The organism is Agromyces soli, from assembly GCF_022811605.1.
GTDB lineage: Bacteria > Actinomycetota > Actinomycetes > Actinomycetales > Microbacteriaceae > Agromyces > Agromyces soli.
Window position 1 is genome coordinate 400,025 of record NZ_CP094533.1, and the last position, 22,832, is coordinate 422,856.

The following is a 22,832-nucleotide window of genomic DNA, read 5'->3' on the forward strand; positions in this document are numbered from 1 at the left end:
GCGGCGCGGCCGGCGGCACGCGGCCGCCGTGCGCGCGTCAGCCCGCGCGCTGCTCGGCGATCAAACGGCGGTACCAGTCGAAGGAGTCCTTTCGGGTGCGCTCGCCGGTGTCGAGGTCGAGGTGCACGAGCCCGAAGCGCTGCGTATACCCGTCGGCCCACTCGAAGTTGTCGATGAGCGACCACACGTCGTAGCCGCGCACGTCCACCCCGGCCTCGATCGCCCGGTGCACCGCCCGAAGATGCCCGTCGAGGTACGCGATGCGCTCGGCGTCCGCGACCCGGCCGCCGACGACCTCGTCGGGGTAGGACGCCCCGTTCTCGGTGATCGCCACCGGCGGGAGCGCGTCGCCGTAGGCGTCGCGGAGGCCCACGAGCAGGCGTTCGAGGGCCTCGGGAACGACCGGCCAGCCGAAGCCGGTCACGGGGACGCCGGGGATCTCGACCGGTTCGAACGGCAGCCCGGCCTCGGCAAAGGGCGAGCCGGGTGCGGCCGCCGCCACCCGGGTGGGGTTGTAGAAGTTCACGCCGTAGAAGTCGAGCGGCGCGGAGACGAGCTCGAGGTCGCCGTCCTCGACCCCGGGGAACGACTCGAGCCCGAGCGGCGCGAGGTCCGGGTACCGGCCGAGCAGCACCGGCTCGGCGAAGATGCGGTTGGAGATCGCGTCGAAGGCGCCGGCCGCGACGAGATCGCCCTCGGCGTCGGAGGCGGGCTCGACGAGGGTGTGGTTGTTCGTGATGCCGAGCTCGGCGCCTGGGCGCGCCGCGCGGATGGCCTGCACCGCGAGGCCGTGGCCGAGCAACTGGTGGTGCACGGTGGGCAGCGCGCCGAGCATGAGCGTTCGGCCGGGGGCGAGCTCGCCGAGGGCGTAGCCCTGCAGACTCGTCATGGCCGGTTCGTTCAGCGTGATCCAGCGATTGACCCGGTCGCCGAGTCGCTCGACGACGAGCGCGGCGTACTCGGCGAAGCGCGCCGCCGTGTCGCGGGCGAGCCATCCGCCCTCGTCCTCGAGCGCCTGCGGCAGGTCCCAGTGGTACAGCGTGACGAGCGGGCTGATGCCGGCTTCGGCGAGCGCGTCGACGACGCGCGCATAGTGGTCGAGGCCGGCCGGGTTCGCGGGGCCGCGGCCCTCGGCCTGGATGCGGGGCCAGGAGATCGAGAAGCGGTACTCGTCGACGCCGAGCTCGGCGAGGAGGGCCACGTCGTCGCGGAAGCGGCGGTAGCTGTCGGCGCTCGTCGCCGCATCGCGGCCGTCGAGGATGCGGCCGGGTTCGGCGGCGAAGACGTCCCAGATGGAGGTGCCCCGGCCGTCGGCGTGCGGGGAGCCCTCGATCTGGAAGGCGGCGGTCGCGGCACCCCAGCGGAATCCGGCCGGGAACGCCGGCATCCTCGTCGTCTCGGCCATCGGCATCCTCGCCCTCCGGGTCACCGGGGCCTCGTCGCCCCGAACTGGGTCATCTGACCCACTCCCCCACCCTACGCACCCCACGCCCCGCGCGCACCGTTCCAACCCAGGGTTGCCCGACTTTCATGAAAGTCGGGCAACCCTGGATCTGGACGGTGCGGAGCGGCGGCTAGCGCTGACGACGACGGCGGATCAGCACGATCGCGAGCACCGCGCCCCCGGCGAGCAGGATGCCTCCCGCGACGAGTGCGATCGGCAGCGGGTCGACGCCGGTGCGGGCGATCGGCGGCGCCGCGTCGAACTCGTTCACCACGTCGATCCGCACCGCGTCGCCCGAGCCGACGATCACCGAGGCCGTGCGCGGGTCGTCCACGTGCGGGGTGAGCGTCGTGCGCGCGGCGCCCGCGGCATCCGTCTCGACGAGCTCGCAGGCCGCGCCCGTCGGCAGCTCCTCGTACACGGTCGTGAGCGAGGTCGCCTTCGAGAGCGTGCGGGTCGCCCCGCCCGGGATCGCGATCTGCACGCCCTCGCCGCCGTCGTCGCGGACGCAGGTGAGCTGCACCGTGAACGTGCGGTCGGCGGCGGCCGCGGCGCCCGAGCCGGTCACCGTCTTCACCACCTCGATCGCGCCCAGCTCGAAGACGTTCGTCACGGTGAAGCTGCGCTCGACGCCGGGCTCGACGACGAACGTCGCACCCGGCTCGCCGTCCTCGTCGGTGATCCGCACGTCGTTCGCCCCGCCGGTGCCCGGCTCGCTGAGCTCGCACTCCGCGCGCGCCGGCAGCGGCTCGTAGTCCGCCTCGTAGCCGTTCGCCGCGTTCAGCACCCGCTCGGCGCCGCCCGGGATGTCGACCGGCACCGGCCCGCCCTCGAGCGGGAGCGTGCAGGCGAGCGAGACCGTGAACGGCCCGGCCCCATAGCGCTCGGCACCGTCGCCCGTGCGCTGCTTCACGACGTGCAGCGAACCGGCGAGGAAGGTGTTCGTCACCGTCACTTCGACGGGCGTCTCCGCACCGACGAGGAATGGGCCGTCCGGCGAGATCGCGACCTCGTCGGCGAGGCCCGGGTCGGGTTCGGTCACGGTGCAGGACGCCCCCGCGGCGATGCCGTCGACCTCGGTCGACCACTCGCCCTCCGGGGTCGGCAGCACGAGGTCGCCGTCCCAGACCGTGCGGATGCCGGAGTCGTCCGAGAGCACGCACTCGAGGTGCAGGGTGAACGGTCCCTGGCCGAAGTCCTCGGCGCCGGGGCCGTCGGCGACCTTCTCGATCACGACGGTCCCGACGTCGAAGGCGTTGTCGGCCTCGACGAGCACGGTCGGCTGCCCCTCCGCGTCCACGGGCGGCAGCGTCACGTCGACCTGGGTGCCCGGCCCCGACTCCGGTGGCCCGTCGCCCTCGGTGACGGTGAGCGTCGTGCCGGTGGCGCCCTTCGTCCCGGTCTCCTCGACGGAGCAGACCGCCCCCGCCGGCAGCCCGGTGAGCTCGACCCGCTCGCCGTCGGCCAGCTCGACCGCCATCGGCTGCCCCGCCGGGTAGCCGTCGGCGACGACCTCCTCGCCCAGGTAGCTGCAGCTGACCTCGAAGGCGAACGGGCCGTAGGAGACGGGCTCGCCGTCCTGATCGACCGCGGAGCTCGTGACCTGCTTCTCGAGCGCGAGGCCGGCGAGCTCGTAGACGTTCTCGAGCTCGACGAGCCCGACGGGGTCGGTGTCGCGGCCGACGACCGCGGTGGTCGACGCGGAGCTCGTCTCGCCGTTCTCGCCCGGGACCTCGCTGAGCTCGCACTCCGCACCCCAGGGCAGGTCCTCGACGGTCTGCACCTCGTCGGCGACGAGGGTCAGCTCGATCGGCGGCAGCACGGTCTCGACGGGCGTGCCGATCGCCGAGGTGCAGCTCAGCTGCACCTGGAACTCCTCGGGCGCGAAGGCCGCCCCGTCGCCGGTCACCCGCTTCACGACCTGGATCGGGCCGGTCGCGAGGGCGACGCCGACGCGGCGGCCCTCGCTCGGCAGCACGTAGCTCGACGGGCTGCTGCCGCCGGTCGCGGCGGTGTTCCACGCGATGGTGTCGGGTCCCGCCGTGGGCGAGACGGCCGGCGACCGGGTCTGGAAGGTGAGCGCCGCGGCCTCGCCCGGTTGCAGCAGCGCCGAGGTGAACGCCATGACGAACTTCACCGAGGTGACCGTCGCGGGATCGAGCTCGTCGATCGGGGTCCACGCCCCCGGCGGGCAGACGGCCGCGGGGTCCTGGAGCTCGACGACGCACGGGTTCGCGTCGCTCGTGCCGAACACCTCGAAGGAGTCGGGCACGCGGCCTCCGGGGAAGGGATGCGTCGTCGCGTTGCCGACCCAGACCGGCGCCCACTGCGAGCCGCGCGGGAGGTCGACGAGCGCGCCCCCGTCACCGGGGGTCGGCAGCCGGTCGACGGCGATCGCCCGGTCCGCCGCGATCGTTCCGGTGTTCTGGCCGGCGACGAGCCAGGTCTCCGTGGAGCCCGGCTTCGTGATCGGCACGCAGGGCGCGTCGTAGAAGCCGGCGACGACGGGCGTGCAGTCGCCGGACGCGCTCGGGTCCTCGACGTTCGTGACGCCGAGGCCGTCGTCGGCCCGCACCAGCTTGACCGCGCGCATCGCCCCGACGTCGGCCGGGTACACGATCGTGGTGTCCGCGCAGGTGTCACGCGGACCGGGTCGCCCCTCGCAGAAGTCGAACGGCCGGTCCGCGGTCACGTCGAAGCCGTTCTCGACCTGCTGCCCGGCCTCGACGCCCGGCCGGAACATCAGCAGCACGGTGATCGTGTACGTCTGCCCCGCCTCGAGCACCGTGCCCGGGGGGAAGCTGAAGACGATGCTGCTGCCGTCGGCTGCGACGTCGGTCGTGACGTCGGCGGGATCGGTCGGCATCGGCGTGCCGTTCGCCGGGTCGGGCGGGTCGCCCTCGAGCGCGTACGAGTACGGCGAGCCGACGAGCATCGGATCGAAGACGAGCAGCGGCTCGCCGTCCTGCATCGGGATCCGGTCCGTGACCACGGGGTTCGTGATCGGGGCGGTGCCCGTGTTCATGACCTCGAGCGTGAACGGGATCGGCGCGCCGGGGAGCTGCACGCCCTGCGGCCCCTTCGTCACGGCGACCGAGGTCTCGTAGTGCAGGTACCTCGCCTGCGCCTCGGCGGACGCCGACTTCGTGTAGAGCGGGTCGCCCGAGCCGTTCTTCAGAAAGGAGTTCGCGGTGGCCTGGACGTCGTTCGTGAAGGTGCCGAGCTCCGTCTCGCCGGGGGCCGGCGTGTTGCCGTCGATGACGAGGTCGGTGCGCACGTCGCCGCCGCTGCGGAACTCGAGGCGGCGCTGCACGAGCAGCGGCATCTGCTGCAGCGGGTTCGCGGGGTTCTCCCACTGCGCGCCGTCCGCCCGCGTGAAGGTGAAGCGCAGCCCCTGCACGTCCTCCGGCTGCACCCCGGCGGGCAGCTGCGGCGTCGTGCCCGGGCTGCCGGTCACCCAGGCGCCGCCCGAGCGGCTGAGCGAGCCATCGGGCTCGGCGGTGAAGCTCGCTCCCGTGAAGGCATCCACCTGCACCCGCGTGATCGGCGTCGCGAGCGTGAAGTTCGACGCGAAGTCGACGAAGTCGAAGGCGTTCCAGAACCTCGGCTCCTCGTCGACCACCACCAGCTCCGAGGCGCGCGCGGAGCCGGTCGGCCGTGCGCTCAGGGTCATCGTGATCGGGTTGCGGTTCGGCTCGAGCTGCCCCTGCGGCGAGAACGTCTTCCCGGCGACGACGCCGATCTCGAGCTGGGCGAGCCGCATGAGCGCGTCGTCGTCGTCCGTGACGCGGTGCTCGCCGTTCACCCCGCCGAGGTCCTCGACGACGCTCTGCGCCGTGTTCTGCACGGGCGAGTCGACCGCGGTGACGGGTGCACCGCCCGTGCGGTGCGTCGCCCGCAGCTGGAGGTCCATCACGAGGCGAGTGCTGTCGCCCGCGGCGATGCGGCCCTGGTGCACGACCTCGATGCCGACGACGTCGGCGAGCGCGGCGGCGCCGAGCCCGGTCGCCGCGTCGATCGACATCTCGTCGACGGCCCCGCTCGCGCGGGTCAGGAACACCCGTGCGGTCACGGTGCCGCCCGGCACGGAGACGCTCACGATCCGCTTCAGGTTGAACTCGTCGAACGCGGTCGGCGCGGCCTGGCCGGGCGAGGGGTCGCTCACGCTCAGCGTGTCGACCTGGGCGACGGTCGCGTTCGTGCCGATGATGGTGACGCGGCCGCTCGGGTAGTCGGTCTCCGCGGTGCCGGCCGGCGGGATGCCGAGAGCGCCACCCGTCCAGCCCTTGGTGACGGTGGTGTTCAGCGGCCGGTCGATGATCGAGATGACGTCGGCCGCCGTGTCCCGCACGAACTGCTCGTCGTCGACGTAGCCGGTCGCGGAGGCGGTGTTGTCGACGTCGCCGGGGGTGGCGGTGTTGTAGGGCCGCGTGCCGAGCACCGGGTCGGGGTCGCTCGACGGAACCCTGACCAGGTCGCGGAGCTCGAAGACGAGGTCGAGCGGGCGGTCGTTGCCGCTCGAGCGCGCGACGCCGCTGCCGGGCAGCGGGGCGTCGATGGGCGCGTCGGATGCCTCGCGGGGCGCGGGGTACTCCTCGAAGACGAGCCGCACGCCGGTCGTCGACGCGCGCTCCGCATCGCTCAGCCGGTAGCCGGGGAAGGCCCCGTCGCAGGCGCTCCCGGCGCAGGGGTCCGTCTCGGTCGGCACCCAGGCCGAGCCGTTCCAGAGCTCCACGGCGGTCACGCGGTCGTACTGGAGCCAGGGGTCGTTCGTGATCTCGGCGATCTCGACGAGGTCGAAGGCCTGGAACACGGTCGCCGCGATCGCGGCGTCGTCGGCGGGCGGGTCGGCCGTGTCGGCGACGACCACCCGGTCGAGGTTGGAGTAGCCGCCGGTCGACCAGTTCAGCCTGGCGGTCGCCTGCTCGCCGCTGCGGGCGATCACGACGGCCGGCACCGGGTCGACCCACGCCTTGTCGATCAGGTCGCCGGTGCCGCCCTCGCCCGGGATGAGGTCGATCGTCGGGCACGGCTCGGGCGTCGTCGCCGAGCCCGGGTCGACGCCGGGCGCGGTCGCCCCGGCCGAGGCGCAGTTCGGCACGGGCTCGTCGCTGCCCGCCGCGGGCCCGGAGCCGTCGCGGAGCTGGTCGCGGAGCGCGCTCGTGAAGTTCGGCTGCACGGTCGTGCCGGGCGGGAAGCCGTTCGGGTCGTCGAACTGGAACTGGAGGCCGCCGATGTCGTCGCGGAGCTCGGGCGGCACGGTCATCGAGAACGGGTTCGGCGTCGTCACGTGGTCGGCGCCGTCGAAGACGACCCACTGCTGCTGCGAGATGCTCCAGTAGCTGACGGTGAGCGTCGCGCCCGGCGGGATGTCGGTCTTCGTGATCGCGACGACGTCGAAGCTGTTCCACCAGCCGGGATCGGGGATCGTCGCGGGGTCCTGCACGACGATCTGCGTCGCGGAGGTGGTCGAGTCGGGCTTCAGCAGCTGCGTCGGCAGCTGCACGGTCGCGAGCTCGCCGGCGACGGAGGGGATGGAGCCCGGACTGATCTTCTTCGTGGTCCCGACGGCGAGCTTCTTCTCGAGCACCGTCAGCTCGGCGGTGTGCTCGTCGCTCGCGGTCGAACCGTCCGCCTCGCCCTCGACGCCGACCGTGTTCGGGATGGTGAGCGGGCCGACGAGCGACGGGTCGGTGGCGACGTCGAAGGAGATGGTCGCTTCCGCCCCCTCCGTGATGGTCCCGGTGAACTCGACCGCGAAGCCGGCCACCGTCTTCGTCGGGTCGGGCGCGGGTGGGTCGACGCCCGCCTCGAGATCGAGGACGGGGCTCGTCGTGCCGTCGCTGTAGCGGTAGACGAGGGTCGCGGCATCCGCGCCGTCCGGCCAGCCGATCGGGCCGGTGAAGCCGTCGAAGGCGGCGTCGCTCGTGAAGTCGCCGGACGCCGGATCGGTCACCGTCATCCGGTCGAGTTCGGTCTCGCCCGCGTTGGTGGCGGTGAGGTCGACCTGGCTCGTCTCGCCGGGCAGCACCTCCGAGGGGGTGAAGCGCTTGTCCGCGGCGACCACCACCGGGTCGAGCACGATCCGGTAGTCGTCGTCGGCGGTGCCGGAGCTCTCGTCGTCGCCGCGCCCGACGGTGCTGCTCGAGGTGTTGGGCACGGTGGTCGCCTCGGTGAGGTCGGCCACCCCCTCGCCCTGCACCATGGTGGCGCTCACGCCGGCCTGCGCGCCGGCGGGGATGGTCGCCTCGCCCGTCGAGTTCGTGAACTCGACGCGGAAGCCGCCGGCGTCCGCGGGCGCCGGGGCAGCGGGCGGGCCGGGCACGGCCGGCGCCGTCGCCGGCGGCCCGGGCACCCAGGTCGAGGTCACCGGGTCCCAGTAGGAGAGCACGGCCGTGTCGGCCCCCTCCGGGTAGCTCACCGAATCGACGGACTGCAGGGCGAGGAGGTCGAAGGCGCCGGGCTGGCTGGGGTCGGCCGGGTCGCTGATGACGATCCGGTCGACGGAGCCGTTCGACGTGTTGGTGCCGCCGACCGCGACGGTGAGCGGGGTGCCGGGGGCGGCGACGGCCGAGGGCGGCTCGATCGTCTTCGTCGCCTCGGTGCCGGGCTCGAAGTCGACGACGGTCGTGACGTTCACGCTGGACTGCTTCTGCTCGGCGTTCGTCGCGGTCGCCGTCGCGGTGTTGGTGATCGGCACGCCGTTGAGGTCGTAGGGCAGCTCGTCGGGCGCCTTGACCGTGATCGTCACGGTGGCGGTGGTGTTGTCGAGGAGCCCGGTGCGCCCGTTGCCGAGGTCCTGGGTGAAGGTCGCGGACACGTCGCTGCCGGAGATCGTGGGCTGGTCCGCCGATGCGCCGCTGACCGCGGCGGAGATCGGGACGAAGGGGGCCGGCACCGCGTCGGTGAGCACGGCGCCCTCGCAGCCGGTGTCGGTGAGCGAGGAGCAGGACACCTGGACGGTGTAGCTGAAGACGTCGCCGGGGTGGACCTCGGTGACCGAGGCCTGCTTCCGCACCTCGAGGACGCTCGTCACCTCGGCGCCCTGCGCGGGCATCGCCCCGAGCGGGATGGCGAGCGCCGCCCCGACGAGGATGGCGATCCCGCCCGACAGGATCCTGCGGATGCGACGCGACACGGCCATTGCTCCCCCTTAGCACCCCGGGGCATCCGGCCGGTTCTCGCCAGTCGGCGGCACCCTCGCTCATTCAACCGGAGTAGTGGGTCCGCTGTCGAGAGTCGGGCGAGTACCGTGGAGGCATGTACACGAGCTACGCCGCCATCGGCGACAGCTTCACCGAGGGGGTCGGCGACGAGCTGCCCGACGGCTCGGTGCGCGGCTGGGCCGACTTCGTCGCCCTCGGGCTCGCCGCCCACGCGCGCGAACCCGTGCGCTACGCGAACCTCGCCATCCGCGGCCGCAAGCTCGGCCCGATCATCGAGGAGCAGCTCGAGGCGGCCATCCGGCTGCGCCCCGAGCTGATCAGCTTCAACGGCGGCGGCAACGACATCATGCGCCCCCGGATGGACGAGGCGGCCGTCGCCGATCGCTTCCGCGAGGCGGTGCTGCGCATCCGCTCCGCCGGCGTGCACGTGCTCATGCTGAGCGGCGCGAACCCCAGCGACCACCTGCCGATGGGCCGCATGATGGACTCCCGCGGCGCCCGGCTCACCCGCGCGCTCGCCGACGTCGGCGCACTCGACGGGGTCACCTTCGTCGACAACTTCTCCGACCGGGGCCTCCGCGACATCCGGTACTGGTCCCCCGACAAGCTGCACCTGAACTCGCTCGGCCACGCCCGCGTCGCGAGCAACGTGCTCACCGCGATCGGCGTGCCCGTGCCCGCCGAGTGGGGCGTCGAAGAGGTCGCGGCTGCGCCGGCCGGCCCGCGCAGCCGCAATACCGCGGCCTACTACCGCGAGTTCGTGCTGCCCTGGATCGGCCGGCGTCTCACCGGCCGCAGCTCCGGCGACGGCCGCACCGCGAAGCGGCCCGTGCTCGAGCCGTTCTCGCTGCCCTAGGGGGCCGGACCGGCTCAGCCGGCGGATGCCTCAGCCGCGCACGTTCGCGACGAAGTCCCTGGTGCGCCGGGCGAGGCCCTCGATGCGGCGCAGCGCCTGCCAGCCGTCGCGGACTTCCGCGGGCGCGAGCGGCGCGTGCAGGCGCACGTTCTCCTGGCAGGAGAGGTCGGCGCAGAGGTAGCTGCCGAGCGAGTCGCCCTTCGCCCCCGCCGGCCCCGCCCGCCGCGCCGAGAACAGCGTCACCTGGTCGGCCGGCTGCTGCGTGTGGCAGAGGTTGCAGATCGCCGCGCGATGGCGGGACATCGTCGTCTCGGCCGCGCGCAGCACGATGCCGACGGGCTCGTCGTCGAGGAGCGTCACGAGGTAGCCGAGCCGCCGGTTCGAGCGGTCGCGCCAGGCGAGCGCGTCGAGCCGCTCCCACTCGGCGACGAGCACCTCGATCGGCAGCTCGAACTGCTCGAGCTCGGCCGGCGTGGCGTTGACGAACGAGCCGCGGATCTCCGCCTCGCTGAGCGCGCGCATGCCTCTCCCTCCGACCCAGCCACCCTACGCCCGCAGCGGCGCCGCAGGCGCAGGCCCGGGCGCCCGGGCGCGGCCCCCCGGCGCCGCGTCAGCCCGCGCGGTGCAGCAGGGCCGGGCGCGGCCGGTCGTCGGAGACCGGCTTCCAGCCCTCCGGGGTCCGGCGGTACTTCGCCCGCGGGCCCTCGGCGACGAGCTGCTCCAGGGCGACGAGGAAGCGGTCGATCTCGGCCTCGCCCGTGCCGAGGCCGACGCTCGCCCGCAGGCCGTTCGAGCGGCTCGCGACACGGTCGAAGAGCGGGTGCGCGCAGAAGCGACCGGCCCGCACCGAGACGCCGTGCTCGGCGGAGAGCGCGGCCGCGAGGAGCCCGACCGAACCGTGCTCGAGCTCCAGGGTGACGATGCCGAGCGCCTCGGGCGCGTCGTCGAAGGCCCGGATGCGGCGCACCCCGGCGACCCGGTCGATGCCCGCCCCCAGCCGCGCGGCGAGGGCCGACTCGTGCGCCGCGCGCGCCGGCTCGCCCAGGCGCTCGAACTCCGCGAGCGCCGCGGCGATCGCGGCCGCGCCGAGCACGTTCGGCGTGCCGGCCTCGTGCCGCTCGGGGCCCGTCCGCCAGGCGACGGCGTCGAGCGAGACGTCGGCGACCGCGCCGCCGCCCGCGAGATAGGGGGTCGCGGCGTCGAGCCAGTCGGCCCGGCCGACGAGCGCACCGGCGCCGTACGGCGCGTAGGCCTTGTGCCCGGAGAAGGCGAGGTAGTCGGCGCCGGACTCGGCGAGGGAGACGCGCCGGTGCGGCAGGAGCTGCGCGGCGTCCACCGCGATCCGCGCGCCGTGCGCGTGGGCGAGCTCGGCGAGCCGGGCGATCGGCAGCAGCTCCCCCGTCACGTTCGACGCGCCGGTGACGGCGAGGAGGGCGGCAGGACATCGGGCGAGCTCCGCCTCGAGGGCGAGCAGCGTGCCCTCGACGCTCGGCTGCGCGACGACGACGCGGCGGCTCCGCCAGGGCAGCAGGTTCGCGTGGTGCTCGAGGTCGAGCACGACGACATCGCCCGGGACCGCGCTCGCCAGCAGGTTGAGGGCGTCGGTCGTGTTGCGGGTGAACACGACGACGTCCTCGTCCCGGGCCCCGACGTGCCGGGCGACGGCCGCCCGGGAGCCTTCGACGAGCTCCGTCGCGAGCTCGGAGGCGTAGCCGGTGCCGCGGTGCACGCTCGAGTACCACGGGGTGATCTCGGCGACGTGCTGCGCCACCGCGACGAGCGGCGGCGCCGAGGCGGCGAGATCGAGGTTCGTGTGCGGCACCCGGTCGCCGCCGAGCACGGGGACGACGAGCCCCCGGTCGGCGAGTGCGGCGAGCGGCATCAGCGGGGTCTCCGTCGCCCGCGCCTTCCGCTCCGCCACCGTGCTCGCTCCAGTCATGCGGCGACGCTACGACCGCCGGGCGAGGCCCGCCAGCGTCCCGGTCACACACCGGAACGCGGCGTCACACGGCGTCATGCGGTCCCATCCGCCGCGGCTCAGCCGTGCAGCGCACCCAACGCGCTGTGCACGCTGTCGGGGCGGCCGAGGCCGAGGTGCTCGCGCAGCGTCGTCCCCTCGTAGGCGCGCGGCAGCAGCCCGCGACGCTGCAGCTCGGGCGCGACGAGCGAGGTGAACGCCTCGAACTGGGAGGGCTGCACCGCGGACAGCACGTTGAATCCGTCGACCGCGCCGGCCTCGCCCCAGGCCTCGAACTCGGTCGCGACGTCGTCGGCGGTGCCGACGATGATCGGCGCGGTCACCGCCGCCGCGACCACGAGGTGGCGCAGCGTCGGCGGACGGAGCCCCGCCGGCGTGCGGCCCGTGCGCTCCGCGACGATCTCGACGAGCTGCTGCCCGGCCTGGCCGAACTGCGCCGCGATGGCAGGGGTGACCGCGAGATCCGGGGACACGCCCTGCAGGTCAACCCCCACGAGCGGTGACAGGCTCGCGAGCGAACGCTCGGCGGGGAAGCCCGATGGCGGCCCGTCGGGCCAGTCCTCGACGAGCCGGACGAGTTCCGAGAGCTCGTCGGCGATGGCCTGCGCCCCCGCCCGCGTCTCGGCGACGATCGGGAGCACCGGGGCGATGACCTTCAGCGTGCGGTCGTCGCGGCCGGACTCGAAGGCGAGCGCCCGCAGCTCCTCGCGCACCGCGACCGCGTGGGCGAGGTCGTCCGCCGCGACGAGGGCGAGGTCGGCGCTGCGGGCGGCGATGAGCCGGGAGGCCGGCGAGGCCCCGGAGCGGATGATGGGCGGATGCCCCTGCACAGGGCGTACGGCGTTCAACGCTCCGTCGACGCGGAGATGCGTGCCGCGGAAGCGCGCCTCGTGCACGCCCTCCGGATCGAGGAAGTCGCCGGTCGAGGCATCCGCGACGATCGCGCCGTCGTCGAAGGAGTCCCAGAGCCGCTTCAGCACCGTCTCGAACTCGACCGCGCGCTCATAGCGGCTCGGATGCACTCGCTCGGCGTCGAGCCCGTGATTGCCGGCCGCCCTGGCGTCGGCGGTCGTGACGAGGTTCAGCCCGACCCGGCCCCCGGAGAGCAGATCGATCGAGGCCGTCGCCCTGGCGACCGAGTACGGGTCGGCGTAGCTCGAGTCGACCGTGGCGACGAGGCCGATCCGCTCGGTGACGGCTGCGAGGTGCGCGACGGCCGAGAGCGGGTCGATGCGGGCGAGCAGGTACGGATCCCGGTGGGCGAGCTCGGGGCCGGTCGAGAGCCAGTCGCCGAAGAAGAGGTGGTCGAGGCGGGCGCGCTCGGCGAGCCGGGCGGTCAGTCGGAGCACCCCGGCGTCGCCCCGCGGGTCGCGGTGCGCGCCCGGGTAGCGCCAGCCGGAGGGGTAGGCGCCGAGCGCCCGCACCATGGCGCCGATGATGAGCCTCGCCATGCTGCGCCTCCCCCGGTCGCGCGCCCGGATCGGGCCCGTCCCGATGACGGTAGGCGCGGCCGGCGGGGCTCGCGAGCCCCCGCCGACGCACGGGGTAAGACGGCGCAACACGCGGTCGCACAGCCGGCTCGGGCGCTCAGCGGATTCGCAGGAATCGCGGCGTCATGTTCGGCGGGGCGAGTCGTCTCTCAGTCGAGGCGGGTGCGCAGCGGATCCCCCGATCCTGTGCGCCCGTTCGCCGCGAGAGCCTGCTCCGGCGGCGACCCCCGGGCCCCGAGCCCGGGGGCTCCCAGCACCCGCGCCCGGCGGCCCAGCGCGACCCCAGACCTCGAGTTGCCCGACTTTCATGAAAGTCGGGCAACTCGGCGTTCTGCTGCGGGTGGCGGATCAGTCCTCGCGGCGGCGGGAGCTGTGCCGCGGCTTGCGCGCGGGCGGTCCGCTCCGCTCCTCGTCGCGCCGCCGCCCGCGGTCGTCGTCGCGCCGGCGGCCGCGATCCCCGTCGCGATCGAAGCGCTGCTGGCCGCCGCGATCGGGGCGCAGCTCGATCAGCCGGCCCGAGATGCGGGTGCCCTCGAGCCGGTCGAGCACGTCGCGCGGCAGCTCGGCGGGCAGCTCCACGAGCGAGAAGTCGCCGCGGATCTGGATGCGCCCGAAGTCCTCACGGCGCAGGCCGCCCTCGTTCGCGAGCGCGCCGACGATCTGCCGCGGCTCGACGCGATGCCGGCGGCCGACCGCGATGCGGTAGCTGCGCAGCTCGCCGGCGTCGGTACGCCGACGGCGCTCCGGGCGCTCGCGGCCGCCGTCGCGGTCGTCCCAGTCGCGGCGCTCGCGTCCACGGTCGTCGCCGTCGCGCTGGCGGCCGCGCCGCTCGTCGTCGCGCCGCCCACGCTCGAAGCGGGGCTCGGGGTCGGGCTCGAGCAGCAGCGGCGACTCACCCTGACCGACCACGGCGAGCGCGGCGGCCACGTCGACCTCGGGCACGTCGTGGTGGCGCACGTAGTGGGCGATGATGTCGCGGAACGCCTCGATTCGGCTCGTCTCGTCGAGCGCCGCGGTGATGCGGTCGTCGAAGCGGGTGAGCCGGGTCTCGTTCACCTCGTCGACGCTCGGCAGCGGCATCTGCGCGATCGGCTGGCGCGTCGCCTTCTCGATACGGGCGAGCAGCCCGCGCTCGCGCGGCGTCACGAAACTGATCGCGTCGCCCGAGCGCCCGGCGCGGCCCGTGCGGCCGATGCGGTGCACGTACGGCTCGGAGTCGGTCGGGATGTCGTAGTTCACGACGTGGCTGATGCGGTCGACGTCGAGGCCGCGGGCCGCGACATCCGTCGCCACCAGGATGTCGAGCGCGCCCGACTTCAGCTGCTCGACCGTGCGCTCCCGCTGCGCCTGCGCGAGGTCGCCGTTGATCGCGGCGGCGGAGAAGCCGCGGGCGCGCAGCTTCTCGGCGAGCTCCTCGGTGGCGTTCTTCGTGCGGACGAAGACGATCATGCCCTCGAAGTTCTCGACCTCGAGGATGCGGGTGAGGGCGTCGAGCTTCTGCATGTGCGAGACGACCAGGTGGCGCTGGGTGATGTTCGCCGAGGTCTGCGTCTTGCCGGCGACGCGCACCTCCTCGGGGTCGTGCAGGTACTGCTGCGACATCCGCCGGATCATCGCCGGCATCGTGGCCGAGAACAGGGCGACCTGCTTGTCGTCGGGCGTGTCGGCGAGAATCGACTCGACGTCCTCGGCGAAGCCCATGCGCAGCATCTCGTCGGCCTCGTCGAGCACGAGGTAGCGGATGCCGGAGAGGTCGAGCGTGCCCCGGTCGAGGTGGTCCATGATGCGGCCGGGCGTGCCGACGACGACGTGCACGCCGCGGCGGAGGGCGGAGAGCTGCACGCCGTAGCCCTGCCCGCCGTAGACCGGCAGGATGTGCACGCCGGGCAGGTGCGCGGCGTAGCGCTCGAAGGCCTCGCAGACCTGCAGCGCGAGCTCGCGGGTCGGGGCGAGCACGAGCGCCTGCGGCTCGCGCACGTCGAGGTCGAGGCGGGCGAGGATGGGCAGCGCGAACGCCGCCGTCTTGCCGGTGCCGGTCTGGGCGAGGCCGACGACGTCGCGGCCCTCGAGGAGCAGCGGGATCGTCGCGGCCTGGATGGCGGAGGGCGTCTCGTAGCCGACGTCGTCGAGCGCGGCGAGCACGGGCCCGTCGAGGCCGAGCGCGGCGAAGCCGGAGGGCGAGGCCGGCGCGGCGGGAGCGTCGGCGGGGGCGTCGGACGGGGCGTCCGTGGGGGCGTCGACGGCGGACTCCTCGGCCTCGGCAGTACCGGCGGGGGGTGCTGCGTCGGCCGGGTCGGGCGTCGGGAAGTCGTCTGAGGTCACGCTCCAGGGTAGTCCTCGCAGGATGTTCAGCGCCTGTGCAGCTCGAAGCGCTACGGTCGAAGCCTGGTCCCCCACGGCCGCTCTCGACTATGACGCGCACGCTCCCCCCGCCCTCAGCCACGTCGGCCGCCCCTGCCCGCGGCGCGAGGCGCGGAGTCGGCCGCCGCCGCGCCGTCGCGGTACTGGCGCTCGCGTTCACGGTCGTCGTCCTGCTCGGCCTCGTGCCCGGCTTCGTCGGTTCGGCGGTGTCGACCGCCCTGCCGTGGCTCGGGCTCCTGCTGGTGCCGCTGCTCGTCGCCGCACTCGCGGTGCGCGGCCGCACCTGGTTGGTCGCGCTCGTGCCCGCCATCGCCTGGGCCTTCGCGGTCGGTCCCTCCTTCGCCTGGCTGCCCGCTCCGGACGGCGACGGCGCGGCGGTCGCGGCGGACGCCGCGGACGCGCCGGCCGAGCTCGTCTTCGCCAGCCAGAACGTCGAGGCCCTCTCGGGCACGGCCGCCGACTCGGCGACCACCCTCGTCGCCGCCGGCGCCGATGTCATCGCCCTCACCGAGCTCGAGGGCGACGCCAGGGAGCAGGCGGATGCCGCGCTCGAGGCGAGCCATCCCTATACCTATGCGGTGGGCACCGTCGGCATCTGGAGCACCTCGCCGATCTCCAACGCCCGGCCGCTCGAGCTCGGCCTCGGCTGGAACCGGGCGCTCACGGTCGACATCTCGGCGCCCGCGGGGCTCGTCAGCGTCTACGTCGTGCACGCCGCCTCGCTGCGGCCCGGCGCCCAGTCCGACCGCGACACCATGCTCGACGAGCTCGCCGCCGTCATCGACCGCGACGAGAACGAGCGCGTGGTCGCGCTCGGCGACTTCAACGCGGCATCGACCGATCCCGCACTCACGGGCATCCGCCGCACGCTGAGCGAACCCGGCCAATCGGAGCCGTCCTTCGGCTTCACCTGGCCGGCGGCGTTCCCGGTCGCCCGCATCGACCATCTCTTCCAGCGCGGGCTGACACCGGTCGAGAACACCGTGCTGCCGGCCGGCGCGAGCGATCACCTCGCAGTGCTCACGACGCTGCGCTACTGAGCGCGGCTGGGGTCGCGCCGCACAGCCGCCGCCCAGCCGGCGCCAAGGCTCCCCCGTTACCGTCGTCCCATGAGCGATCGGGGGATGGCGGCGCAGACCGCGCCGCAGGTGCGGATGCCGCGGGGGCGGCAGTTCGCGGTGACGTGGGCGATTCCGAGCGACTACGGCGGCATGACCCAGGCGATGCTCGCCCGCTGCGCCTCCTTCGCGCGGCTCGCGGGCGCCCCGGTCGACGTGCTGACCTTCGACGCCCACCCCGACGTGCCGGGCCTCGCGGCGGCCCTCCGCGCCCGCGGCGCGCTCGCCGACGGCGTGCGGCTGCAGAACCTCTACGAGTGGCTGCGGGAGCATCCGCTGCCGGGCGGCTCGCTCCGCCTCGACCGCGATGCCTTCACCCCGCTCGGCGAGGCCGACGCCGACGAGCTGCTGCGCCGCGGCGACCGCGTGATGGCCAGGCTCCGGCACGACGAGTCCGGTCGGCTGCTGCAGATCGACCACTTCCGCGCCGATGGCACGCTGCTGCTGAGCGACCGCCGCGACACGAAGCAGGGCGGCGTGCTCGGCGGCCGCTCGGTCGTGCTCTGCGATGCGCACGGCGAGCCGGTGCGCTCCTGGGCCCGCATCTGGCACCTCTACACGGCCTGGCTCGACGCGCTCACCGCCGGCGAACGCAGCTTCATGGTCGTCGACAGCAAGACGATCGCCCCGTTCATGCTCGGCTACCGGCGCAAGCACGTCATCACGGCGCACGTCGTGCACGCCTCGCACCGCTCGGGCGGCGGCGAGACGCATCCGGTCCGCGCCTCCCGGCGGGAGGTCTTCGACCGCATCGACGAGTTCGACCTCGTCGCCCTGCTGTCGAAGCGTCAGGCGCAGGAGGTCGCCGAGCTCGTCGGCGCCCGCCCCAACGTGGTCGTCATCCCCAACGCGCGGCCCGCCCGCGCCGACGCCGCACCGACGATCGTGCGCCCGCGCGCGGGCGGCGTGGTGCTCGCCGCGCTCACCCGCCGCAAGCGGGTGCAGGACGCGGTGCGCGCGATGGCGATCGCCAACACGGGGCGGGCGACGCCCGTGCGGCTCGACGTGTACGGCGACGGGGAGTGCCGCGCCGAGGTCGAAGCGCTCGCAGCCGAGGCGCCCGGCGTGGTGCTGCACGGCTACGACCCGTCGGCCAGGCAGCACCTCGACGGAGCCTCGTTCATGCTGCTGAGCTCGCGCTCGGAAGGGTTCCCGCTCGTCCTCGTCGAGAGCATGGCGGCCGGGTGTCTGCCGATCGCCTACGACATCCGCTACGGCCCCGCCGACCTGATCCGCGACGGGCGGAACGGCTTCCTCGTCCCCGAGGGCGACGTCGCCGGGCTCGCCCGCGCCGTGCAGCGGCTGGAGGCGATGCCCGCCGCCCGGGTGTCGGCGATGCGTCGTCGCGCCATGCAGACCGCCCGCGACTTCGACGAGGATCGGGTCGTCGCGAAGTGGGCGCTGGAGTTCGAGCGCGCCCTCGAGCGGCGCCGCGCGACCCCGCCCTCTCGCGCGCAGCGGCTGCGCCGTGCCGTGTCGCGCTCGCCGCTCGGCCCGGTGCTGCGCGCCGTGCTCCGGCCCGTCCGCGCGCGGCGCTGAGCCGGGGCACCCTCGGCGTCGATGTCGCCGGCGAGGCGTACCGTGCAGACGTGGACGACCGCTGCGCACTGACGGATGCCTCGGGCACCCCCTGCCCGAACCCGACTGCGTCGGGCGCGCCGCTCGCCCTCTGCACGAGCCACCTCGCCATCGCACTCGACTGGGCCGAGGGCGAGTTCGGCGCGCGCGGTCTGCTGCTCTCGCCCTGCCTCGCCTGCGGCGGTCGCGTCGGGCTGCGGTACCCGGGCGGCACGCTGTGCGAGCGCTGCGGCTGGCGCGCCGGCGACGTGCCCGACCGGGAGTTCGGCGCCCCGATCGTCGAGGTCGTGTACTACCTGCGCTACGACGACCGCATCAAGATCGGCACGAGCGGCCGGCTGCGCGCCCGCGTCGCCGCGCTCCCGCACGACGAGCTGCTCGCGCTCGAACCCGGCGGCCGGGCGAGCGAGCGCCGCCGGCACGAGCAGTTCGCGGCCTCTCGCATCCCCGGCACCGAGTGGTTCGAGCGCACGGCCGCCCTCGACGCGCACGTCGCCGCGCTCGCCCTCGGCGTCGACGATCCGTGGGCGCAGTACGACGAGTGGGTGGCGGCCCGCGCGACCGCGTTCGCCTGAGGGCGGATCACACCCGGCGGATGCTGACGGCCTTCCACCCCTCGGGGATCTGCGCCTTCGCCGCGGCCGTCGCCGTCTGCTCGTCGGCGCCGTCGGCCTCGACGACGACCGCCTCGCCCGAGGCCGGGTTCGTCGCGATGATCGTGACCTTCATGTCTTCGACCGTACGTCGCGCCTCCGACGAGCGCACCCCTCGCCGACCCGCGACGACCCGCAGCGACACGGACGCAGACACGGAAAAGGCCCGGTTCGCGGCCTTGCACCGTTCCCCGGGCCACCCCATTCCGTGCGTTGATCGCTCCCTAGTGCGACAGGTTCATTCCACCCCGCATGAGCGCTGCAGAATAGGGGTTGACAGCGGGGGCGCGAGGGGCATCTCGAGGGCTTCGTCCCCGACCGCAGAAGCACACCGCGGTGCCCCACCCGAATGGGCAGGGCACCTTGGCTGGTCGTGCTGATGGCTAGAAGTACCGTTCGTTGTACTGGAGGTTGGCCGCCCAGGAGACGGCTCCGCATCCCGAACCACCGCACGCGCCCGATATGTAGCTCGTGAGATAGAAGGTGCCCGCAGGCTGCCAAGCGTTTCCGTTCTTGTTCTTGATCGTGATCCAACCCGATTGCCCGGTGTACGTCCCTGAAGCGAATGTGGTTCCAGCACTGTTTCTCAGGCTGAGAATGAAGCTGCCGCCGCTGCCGGGGTCGTCGGTGATATCGAACGCGACCGAGTTCTTCGCGAACGTGTTCGTTCGTGCCGTGCTCCAGTGGACAGTCGAAGGCACGCCCTGTGTTCCACTGATTCCAGTGGTTGCGGCCGTCGCTGCGGTCATGCCGCCGAGCATCAGCATGGCAGCAGTAGAGGCTGCGCCCATCGTCAGCGCTGCGCGCCGGAAGGCACGAGACGTGATCTTGGTCATTCTGTGATCCCCGCGCATTCCACATCGAGCTCTGCTTCGAATGGCGTCACCCCACCGCGCTTCGCCAAGGCCGCCATCTTGGCGTCATACGCGTTGTCGATGCGTCCTTCAAGTTCGGGGATCTTTGCGAAGTCGGCCAACCAGTTCGCCGCCCTGGACCTATCGATGGCATTCGAACCGTGCACGGCCTCGTCAAGCCACATGCATCGCCAGTACCGTCCCGCGATTTCCACCGGCAGTCCGACCTCGTAGAGGTCATTGTTCGGCTCGGTGGGATGGAAGAACGCCGGCGCGCCTGCAGGGAACTCCTTGCCGCCCGGCAGCGGTGCCGACCAGTTTCCCGTCACGTCGCGCCAGACGTCGTCGATCTGCGCCTGCGTGTAGAACTCACTTCCGTACGCCTTGATCGCAGGCAAGATACCCTGATCGGCTGCCGAAGCGGCCGAGGCGAATGCAACTCCGCCGAGCGCGCCAGTGGCGACGGTGAGCACCGAGACAACTCCAATTTTCAGACCTTGAACCACCCTTTGTCCTCCTTGCATGGTGCCTGCTGACGTCCACCAACTCCTTCAAAAGGTAGGAGACCGACCGAGGAAAGGAACATGGGTCATTCGGCCCAGGACATGGGCAATTTGGTACATTTCCGACTGGCCCGGAATATGTTCGACTAGGTCAGATCCCTGTGAACGGAGTCGAAACATGAAGACGTCCCGGTGCCTCGTCGTCGTCGCGATCGCCGTCGGCCTCAGCCTCCTGTCTGGGTGCGCGTCGCCAGACTCGGGAGCCTCCACTGCGGTCGCGCCGAGTGCGGCGATGGACCGCACACCTGATGCCTCGATCGCAGCGACCTGCGCGGCGCTCAGCTCGATCGATTCGATCACGTTGAACGCTGAAGCCGAGCGGGCGGCCGGAGTGCTTTCGGAGGAAGGCTACGTTCGCGTAGTCAATTCCACGGTGCCCGCGTTCGAGTCGATCAGGCTCGCGCCGAAGGACCAGCGCGGGCTTCGAGCAGAATTGGCTGAGCTTCTTGCCTTGATCGACGCATCCGACCCCACGAAACTCAGTTACGACCCGACGAGCGCGGCGTACCTCGCAATCCGAGACACGATCGCACGGGCCTGCAAGCAGAACACGACTGAGGACTTCGTGGTTGGCGTCCACGGCGGATAATCGACCGCACCGCGTCCACAGACGAAAGAAGCCCGGAACTCGATGAGTTCCGGGCTTTTCGGTAGCGAGGGCGGGACTCGAACCCGCGACACCACGATTATGAGCCGTGTGCTCTAACCACCTGAGCTACCCCGCCGCAAGGCCTCCGGCCGAAGCCGGGAACCAGAGCCCCGAGTCAGGATTGAACTGACGACCCCTTCCTTACCATGGAAGTGCTCTACCACTGAGCTATCGGGGCGCGTCGCCGCGTTCGGCAACCGTTCGAGGATAGCACCTCGGCGGCCCACCGCCGAATCGAGGACGGCCACCGCGAACGGGCCCGTCGGACCCGTCGCGTACAGTGAGCGCTATGACGAGCGAGTGGTGGCGGACGGCCGTGATCTACCAGATCTACCCGCGCAGTTTCGCCGATGCGAACGGTGACGGCATGGGCGATCTGGCGGGCATCACGGCCCGGCTCGGGGCGCTCGCCGAGCTCGGCGTCGACGCGATCTGGCTCTCGCCGTTCTACACCTCGCCGCAGCACGACGCCGGCTACGACGTCGCCGACTACCGCGACGTCGACCCCCTCTTCGGCACCCTCGCCGACTTCGACGCGATGCTCGCCGAGGCGCACGCGCGAGGCATCCGCGTCATCGTCGACCTCGTGCCGAACCACTCCTCGAACGAGCACCCCTGGTTCCAGGCCGCTCTCGCCGCGGGGCCGGGCAGCGCCGAGCGCGCCCGCTACCTGTTCCGCGACGGCCGCGGTCAGGCCGGTGAGCTGCCGCCCAACAACTGGGACTCGGTCTTCGGCGGCCCCGCCTGGACCCGCGTGACCGAGGCCGACGGGCAGCCGGGCCAGTGGTACCTGCACATCTTCGACTCCTCCCAGCCCGACTTCGACTGGACGAACGACGAGGTCCGCGAGGAGTTCCGCGACATCCTGCGGTTCTGGCTCGACCGCGGCGTCGACGGCTTCCGCGTCGACGTCGCCCACGGCCTCGTCAAGGCCGACGGCCTGCCCGACTGGACCCCGCCCGCCGCCGGCGGCAGCATGGGCGGCGCCGGCGGCCTCGCCGACGACGCACCCGACGCCGAACGCCCCGTGCCGAGCGCCGAGCCCGGCGTCCCCCTCGAACCCGAGATCTCCTCCGAACCCGGCGACGCGCCGCCATTCTGGGCGCAAGAGGGGGTGCACGAGATCTACCGCGACTGGCGCGCCCTGCTCGACGGCTACCCCGGCGAACGCATCCTCGCCGCCGAAGCCTGGGTCGACCCGCTCGCCCGCGTCGCCCAGTGGGTGCGCCCCGACGAGATGCACCAGTCCTTCAACTTCGCCTACCTCGAGACCCCCTGGCGGGCCGCCGCCCTCCGCCGCGTCGTCGACGAGTCCCTCGCCGCGTTCGGCGCCGTCGGCGCCCCCTCCACCTGGGTCCTCTCGAACCACGACGTCGTACGCCACCCCACCCGTCTCGCCCTCACCGTCGGCAACCTCCAGGGCCACGGCGTCGGCCCCCGCACCCCCGGCATCGGCGACCCCGCCACCGGCCTGCGCCGCGCCCGCGCCGCGACCGCGCTCATGCTCGCCCTCCCCGGCTCCGCCTACCTCTACCAGGGCGAAGAACTCGGCCTCCCCGAGGTCATCGACCTCCCCGACGACGCCAGGCAGGACCCGACCTGGTTCCGCACGAACGGCGAACGCTACGGCCGCGACGGCTGCCGCGTCCCGATCCCCTGGGAAGCCGCCGCCCCCTCCCACGGATTCGGCCCGACCCAGGCCTCCTGGCTCCCCCAACCCGCCGAGTGGGCCGACTACGCCCGCGACCGCCAACACGACGCGCCCGGCTCGACCCTGTCGATGTACCGGTCGGCGCTGGCGCTGCGCCGCGAGCACGGCCTCGCGAAAGGCACCCTCGACTGGGTCGAAACGCCCGACACCCCCGACGTCGTGGCCTTCACGAACGGCGCGCTGCTCGTCGTCGCGAACACCGGCGACACCACGCTCGCACTCGCGCAGGTGCTGCCCGACGAGCACGCCGCCGCGGCCGGCGCGCAGCCGTTGCTCGCCTCGGGCGACCTGGCCCGGGGCATCCTGCCTGCCGACACCACAGTCTGGCTCGCCCGCTGAACCACGCCGCGCCGACCCACGGGCCGGCGCAGCGACCCCCGCCCGGCGCCGGCCGCTCAGTCGGTGCTGGCC

At 73.2% G+C, this 22,832-nt stretch carries 15 protein-coding genes and 2 tRNA genes; 6 read left to right on the forward strand and 11 right to left on the reverse strand.

The genetic code is table 11. The features are described 5' to 3' along the window. Nucleotides 1–37: 37 nt before the first annotated feature. Together MTP13_RS01950 and MTP13_RS01955 are read right to left on the reverse strand one after the other, a co-directional pair. Nucleotides 38–1,405 carry a GH1 family beta-glucosidase gene (locus MTP13_RS01950; protein WP_243569385.1) on the reverse strand — a complete coding sequence of 456 codons (1,368 nt, stop codon included), beginning with the start codon at nucleotides 1,403–1,405 and terminating at the stop codon, nucleotides 38–40. Nucleotides 1,406–1,574: 169 nt separating this feature from the next. Further along, complete coding sequence (locus MTP13_RS01955) at nucleotides 1,575–8,588, reverse strand: DUF5979 domain-containing protein (RefSeq protein ID WP_243569386.1); 7,014 nt, start codon at nucleotides 8,586–8,588, stop codon at nucleotides 1,575–1,577. A 116-nt stretch (nucleotides 8,589–8,704) separates the two neighbouring features. Here MTP13_RS01955 and MTP13_RS01960 point away from each other — a divergent pair, with 116 nt between their 5' ends. Then, nucleotides 8,705–9,466 carry an SGNH/GDSL hydrolase family protein gene (locus MTP13_RS01960; protein WP_243569387.1) on the forward strand — a complete coding sequence of 254 codons (762 nt, stop codon included), beginning with the start codon at nucleotides 8,705–8,707 and terminating at the stop codon, nucleotides 9,464–9,466. Between the two features lie 30 nt (nucleotides 9,467–9,496). Here MTP13_RS01960 and MTP13_RS01965 read toward each other — a convergent pair whose 3' ends face one another. The 4 genes from MTP13_RS01965 to MTP13_RS01980 all read right to left on the reverse strand — a co-directional run bounded on the left by MTP13_RS01965 (nucleotide 9,497) and on the right by MTP13_RS01980 (nucleotide 15,256). Continuing rightward, the gene (locus tag MTP13_RS01965) at nucleotides 9,497–9,988 is read right to left on the reverse strand and encodes an FBP domain-containing protein (RefSeq protein WP_243569388.1); all 492 of its coding nucleotides are present in this window, start codon (nucleotides 9,986–9,988) and stop codon (nucleotides 9,497–9,499) included. An 88-nt stretch (nucleotides 9,989–10,076) separates the two neighbouring features. Continuing rightward, nucleotides 10,077–11,405 (reverse strand): aminotransferase class V-fold PLP-dependent enzyme, encoded by a 1,329-nt coding sequence (locus tag MTP13_RS01970; RefSeq protein ID WP_243569389.1) that lies wholly within the window; start codon nucleotides 11,403–11,405, stop codon nucleotides 10,077–10,079. A gap of 98 nt (nucleotides 11,406–11,503) precedes the next feature. Further along, entirely contained in the window at nucleotides 11,504–12,895 is a 1,392-nt protein-coding gene (locus MTP13_RS01975) for an NtaA/DmoA family FMN-dependent monooxygenase (protein ID WP_243569390.1), read from the reverse strand. Between the two features lie 387 nt (nucleotides 12,896–13,282). Continuing rightward, entirely contained in the window at nucleotides 13,283–15,256 is a 1,974-nt protein-coding gene (locus tag MTP13_RS01980) for a DEAD/DEAH box helicase (protein WP_243569391.1), read from the reverse strand. 89 nt (nucleotides 15,257–15,345) lie between these two features. On the opposite strand from MTP13_RS01980, the gene MTP13_RS01985 reads away from it, so the two are divergent. From MTP13_RS01985 to MTP13_RS01995, 3 genes are all read left to right on the forward strand, one after another. Continuing rightward, a complete protein-coding gene (locus MTP13_RS01985) occupies nucleotides 15,346–16,335 on the forward strand; it encodes an endonuclease/exonuclease/phosphatase family protein (RefSeq protein ID WP_243569392.1) in 990 nt (329 codons plus the stop codon). A 69-nt stretch (nucleotides 16,336–16,404) separates the two neighbouring features. Next, nucleotides 16,405–17,952, forward strand: a complete 1,548-nt coding sequence (locus tag MTP13_RS01990) for a glycosyltransferase (RefSeq protein WP_243569393.1) — start codon at nucleotides 16,405–16,407, stop codon at nucleotides 17,950–17,952. A gap of 50 nt (nucleotides 17,953–18,002) precedes the next feature. Further along, nucleotides 18,003–18,566, forward strand: coding sequence for a GIY-YIG nuclease family protein (locus MTP13_RS01995; protein ID WP_243569394.1), 564 nt, complete (start codon nucleotides 18,003–18,005; stop codon nucleotides 18,564–18,566). 7 nt (nucleotides 18,567–18,573) lie between these two features. Here the strand turns inward: MTP13_RS01995 and MTP13_RS02000 are convergent, their stop codons facing one another. From MTP13_RS02000 to MTP13_RS02010, 3 genes are all read right to left on the reverse strand, one after another. Continuing rightward, complete coding sequence (locus MTP13_RS02000; protein ID WP_243569395.1) at nucleotides 18,574–18,720, reverse strand: hypothetical protein; 147 nt, start codon at nucleotides 18,718–18,720, stop codon at nucleotides 18,574–18,576. A 307-nt stretch (nucleotides 18,721–19,027) separates the two neighbouring features. Beyond that, nucleotides 19,028–19,480, reverse strand: coding sequence for a hypothetical protein (locus tag MTP13_RS02005; protein ID WP_243569396.1), 453 nt, complete (start codon nucleotides 19,478–19,480; stop codon nucleotides 19,028–19,030). After that, nucleotides 19,477–19,971, reverse strand: a complete 495-nt coding sequence (locus tag MTP13_RS02010; protein WP_243569397.1) for a hypothetical protein — start codon at nucleotides 19,969–19,971, stop codon at nucleotides 19,477–19,479. Before MTP13_RS02010 ends, MTP13_RS02005 begins: the two co-directional genes overlap by 4 nt. Before the next feature lie 208 nt (nucleotides 19,972–20,179). Between MTP13_RS02010 and MTP13_RS02015 the strand changes: the two genes are divergently transcribed. Then, nucleotides 20,180–20,650, forward strand: a complete 471-nt coding sequence (locus MTP13_RS02015; protein ID WP_243569398.1) for a hypothetical protein — start codon at nucleotides 20,180–20,182, stop codon at nucleotides 20,648–20,650. Between the two features lie 62 nt (nucleotides 20,651–20,712). On the opposite strand, the gene MTP13_RS02020 is transcribed toward MTP13_RS02015, so the two are convergent. Together MTP13_RS02020 and MTP13_RS02025 are read right to left on the reverse strand one after the other, a co-directional pair. Continuing rightward, a tRNA-Met gene (locus MTP13_RS02020) sits at nucleotides 20,713–20,786 on the reverse strand. A gap of 30 nt (nucleotides 20,787–20,816) precedes the next feature. Next, nucleotides 20,817–20,888, reverse strand: a tRNA-Thr gene (locus tag MTP13_RS02025). A gap of 111 nt (nucleotides 20,889–20,999) precedes the next feature. Here MTP13_RS02025 and MTP13_RS02030 point away from each other — a divergent pair. Then, nucleotides 21,000–22,760 carry a glycoside hydrolase family 13 protein gene (locus MTP13_RS02030; protein ID WP_243569399.1) on the forward strand — a complete coding sequence of 587 codons (1,761 nt, stop codon included), beginning with the start codon at nucleotides 21,000–21,002 and terminating at the stop codon, nucleotides 22,758–22,760. Nucleotides 22,761–22,832: the final 72 nt, after the last annotated feature.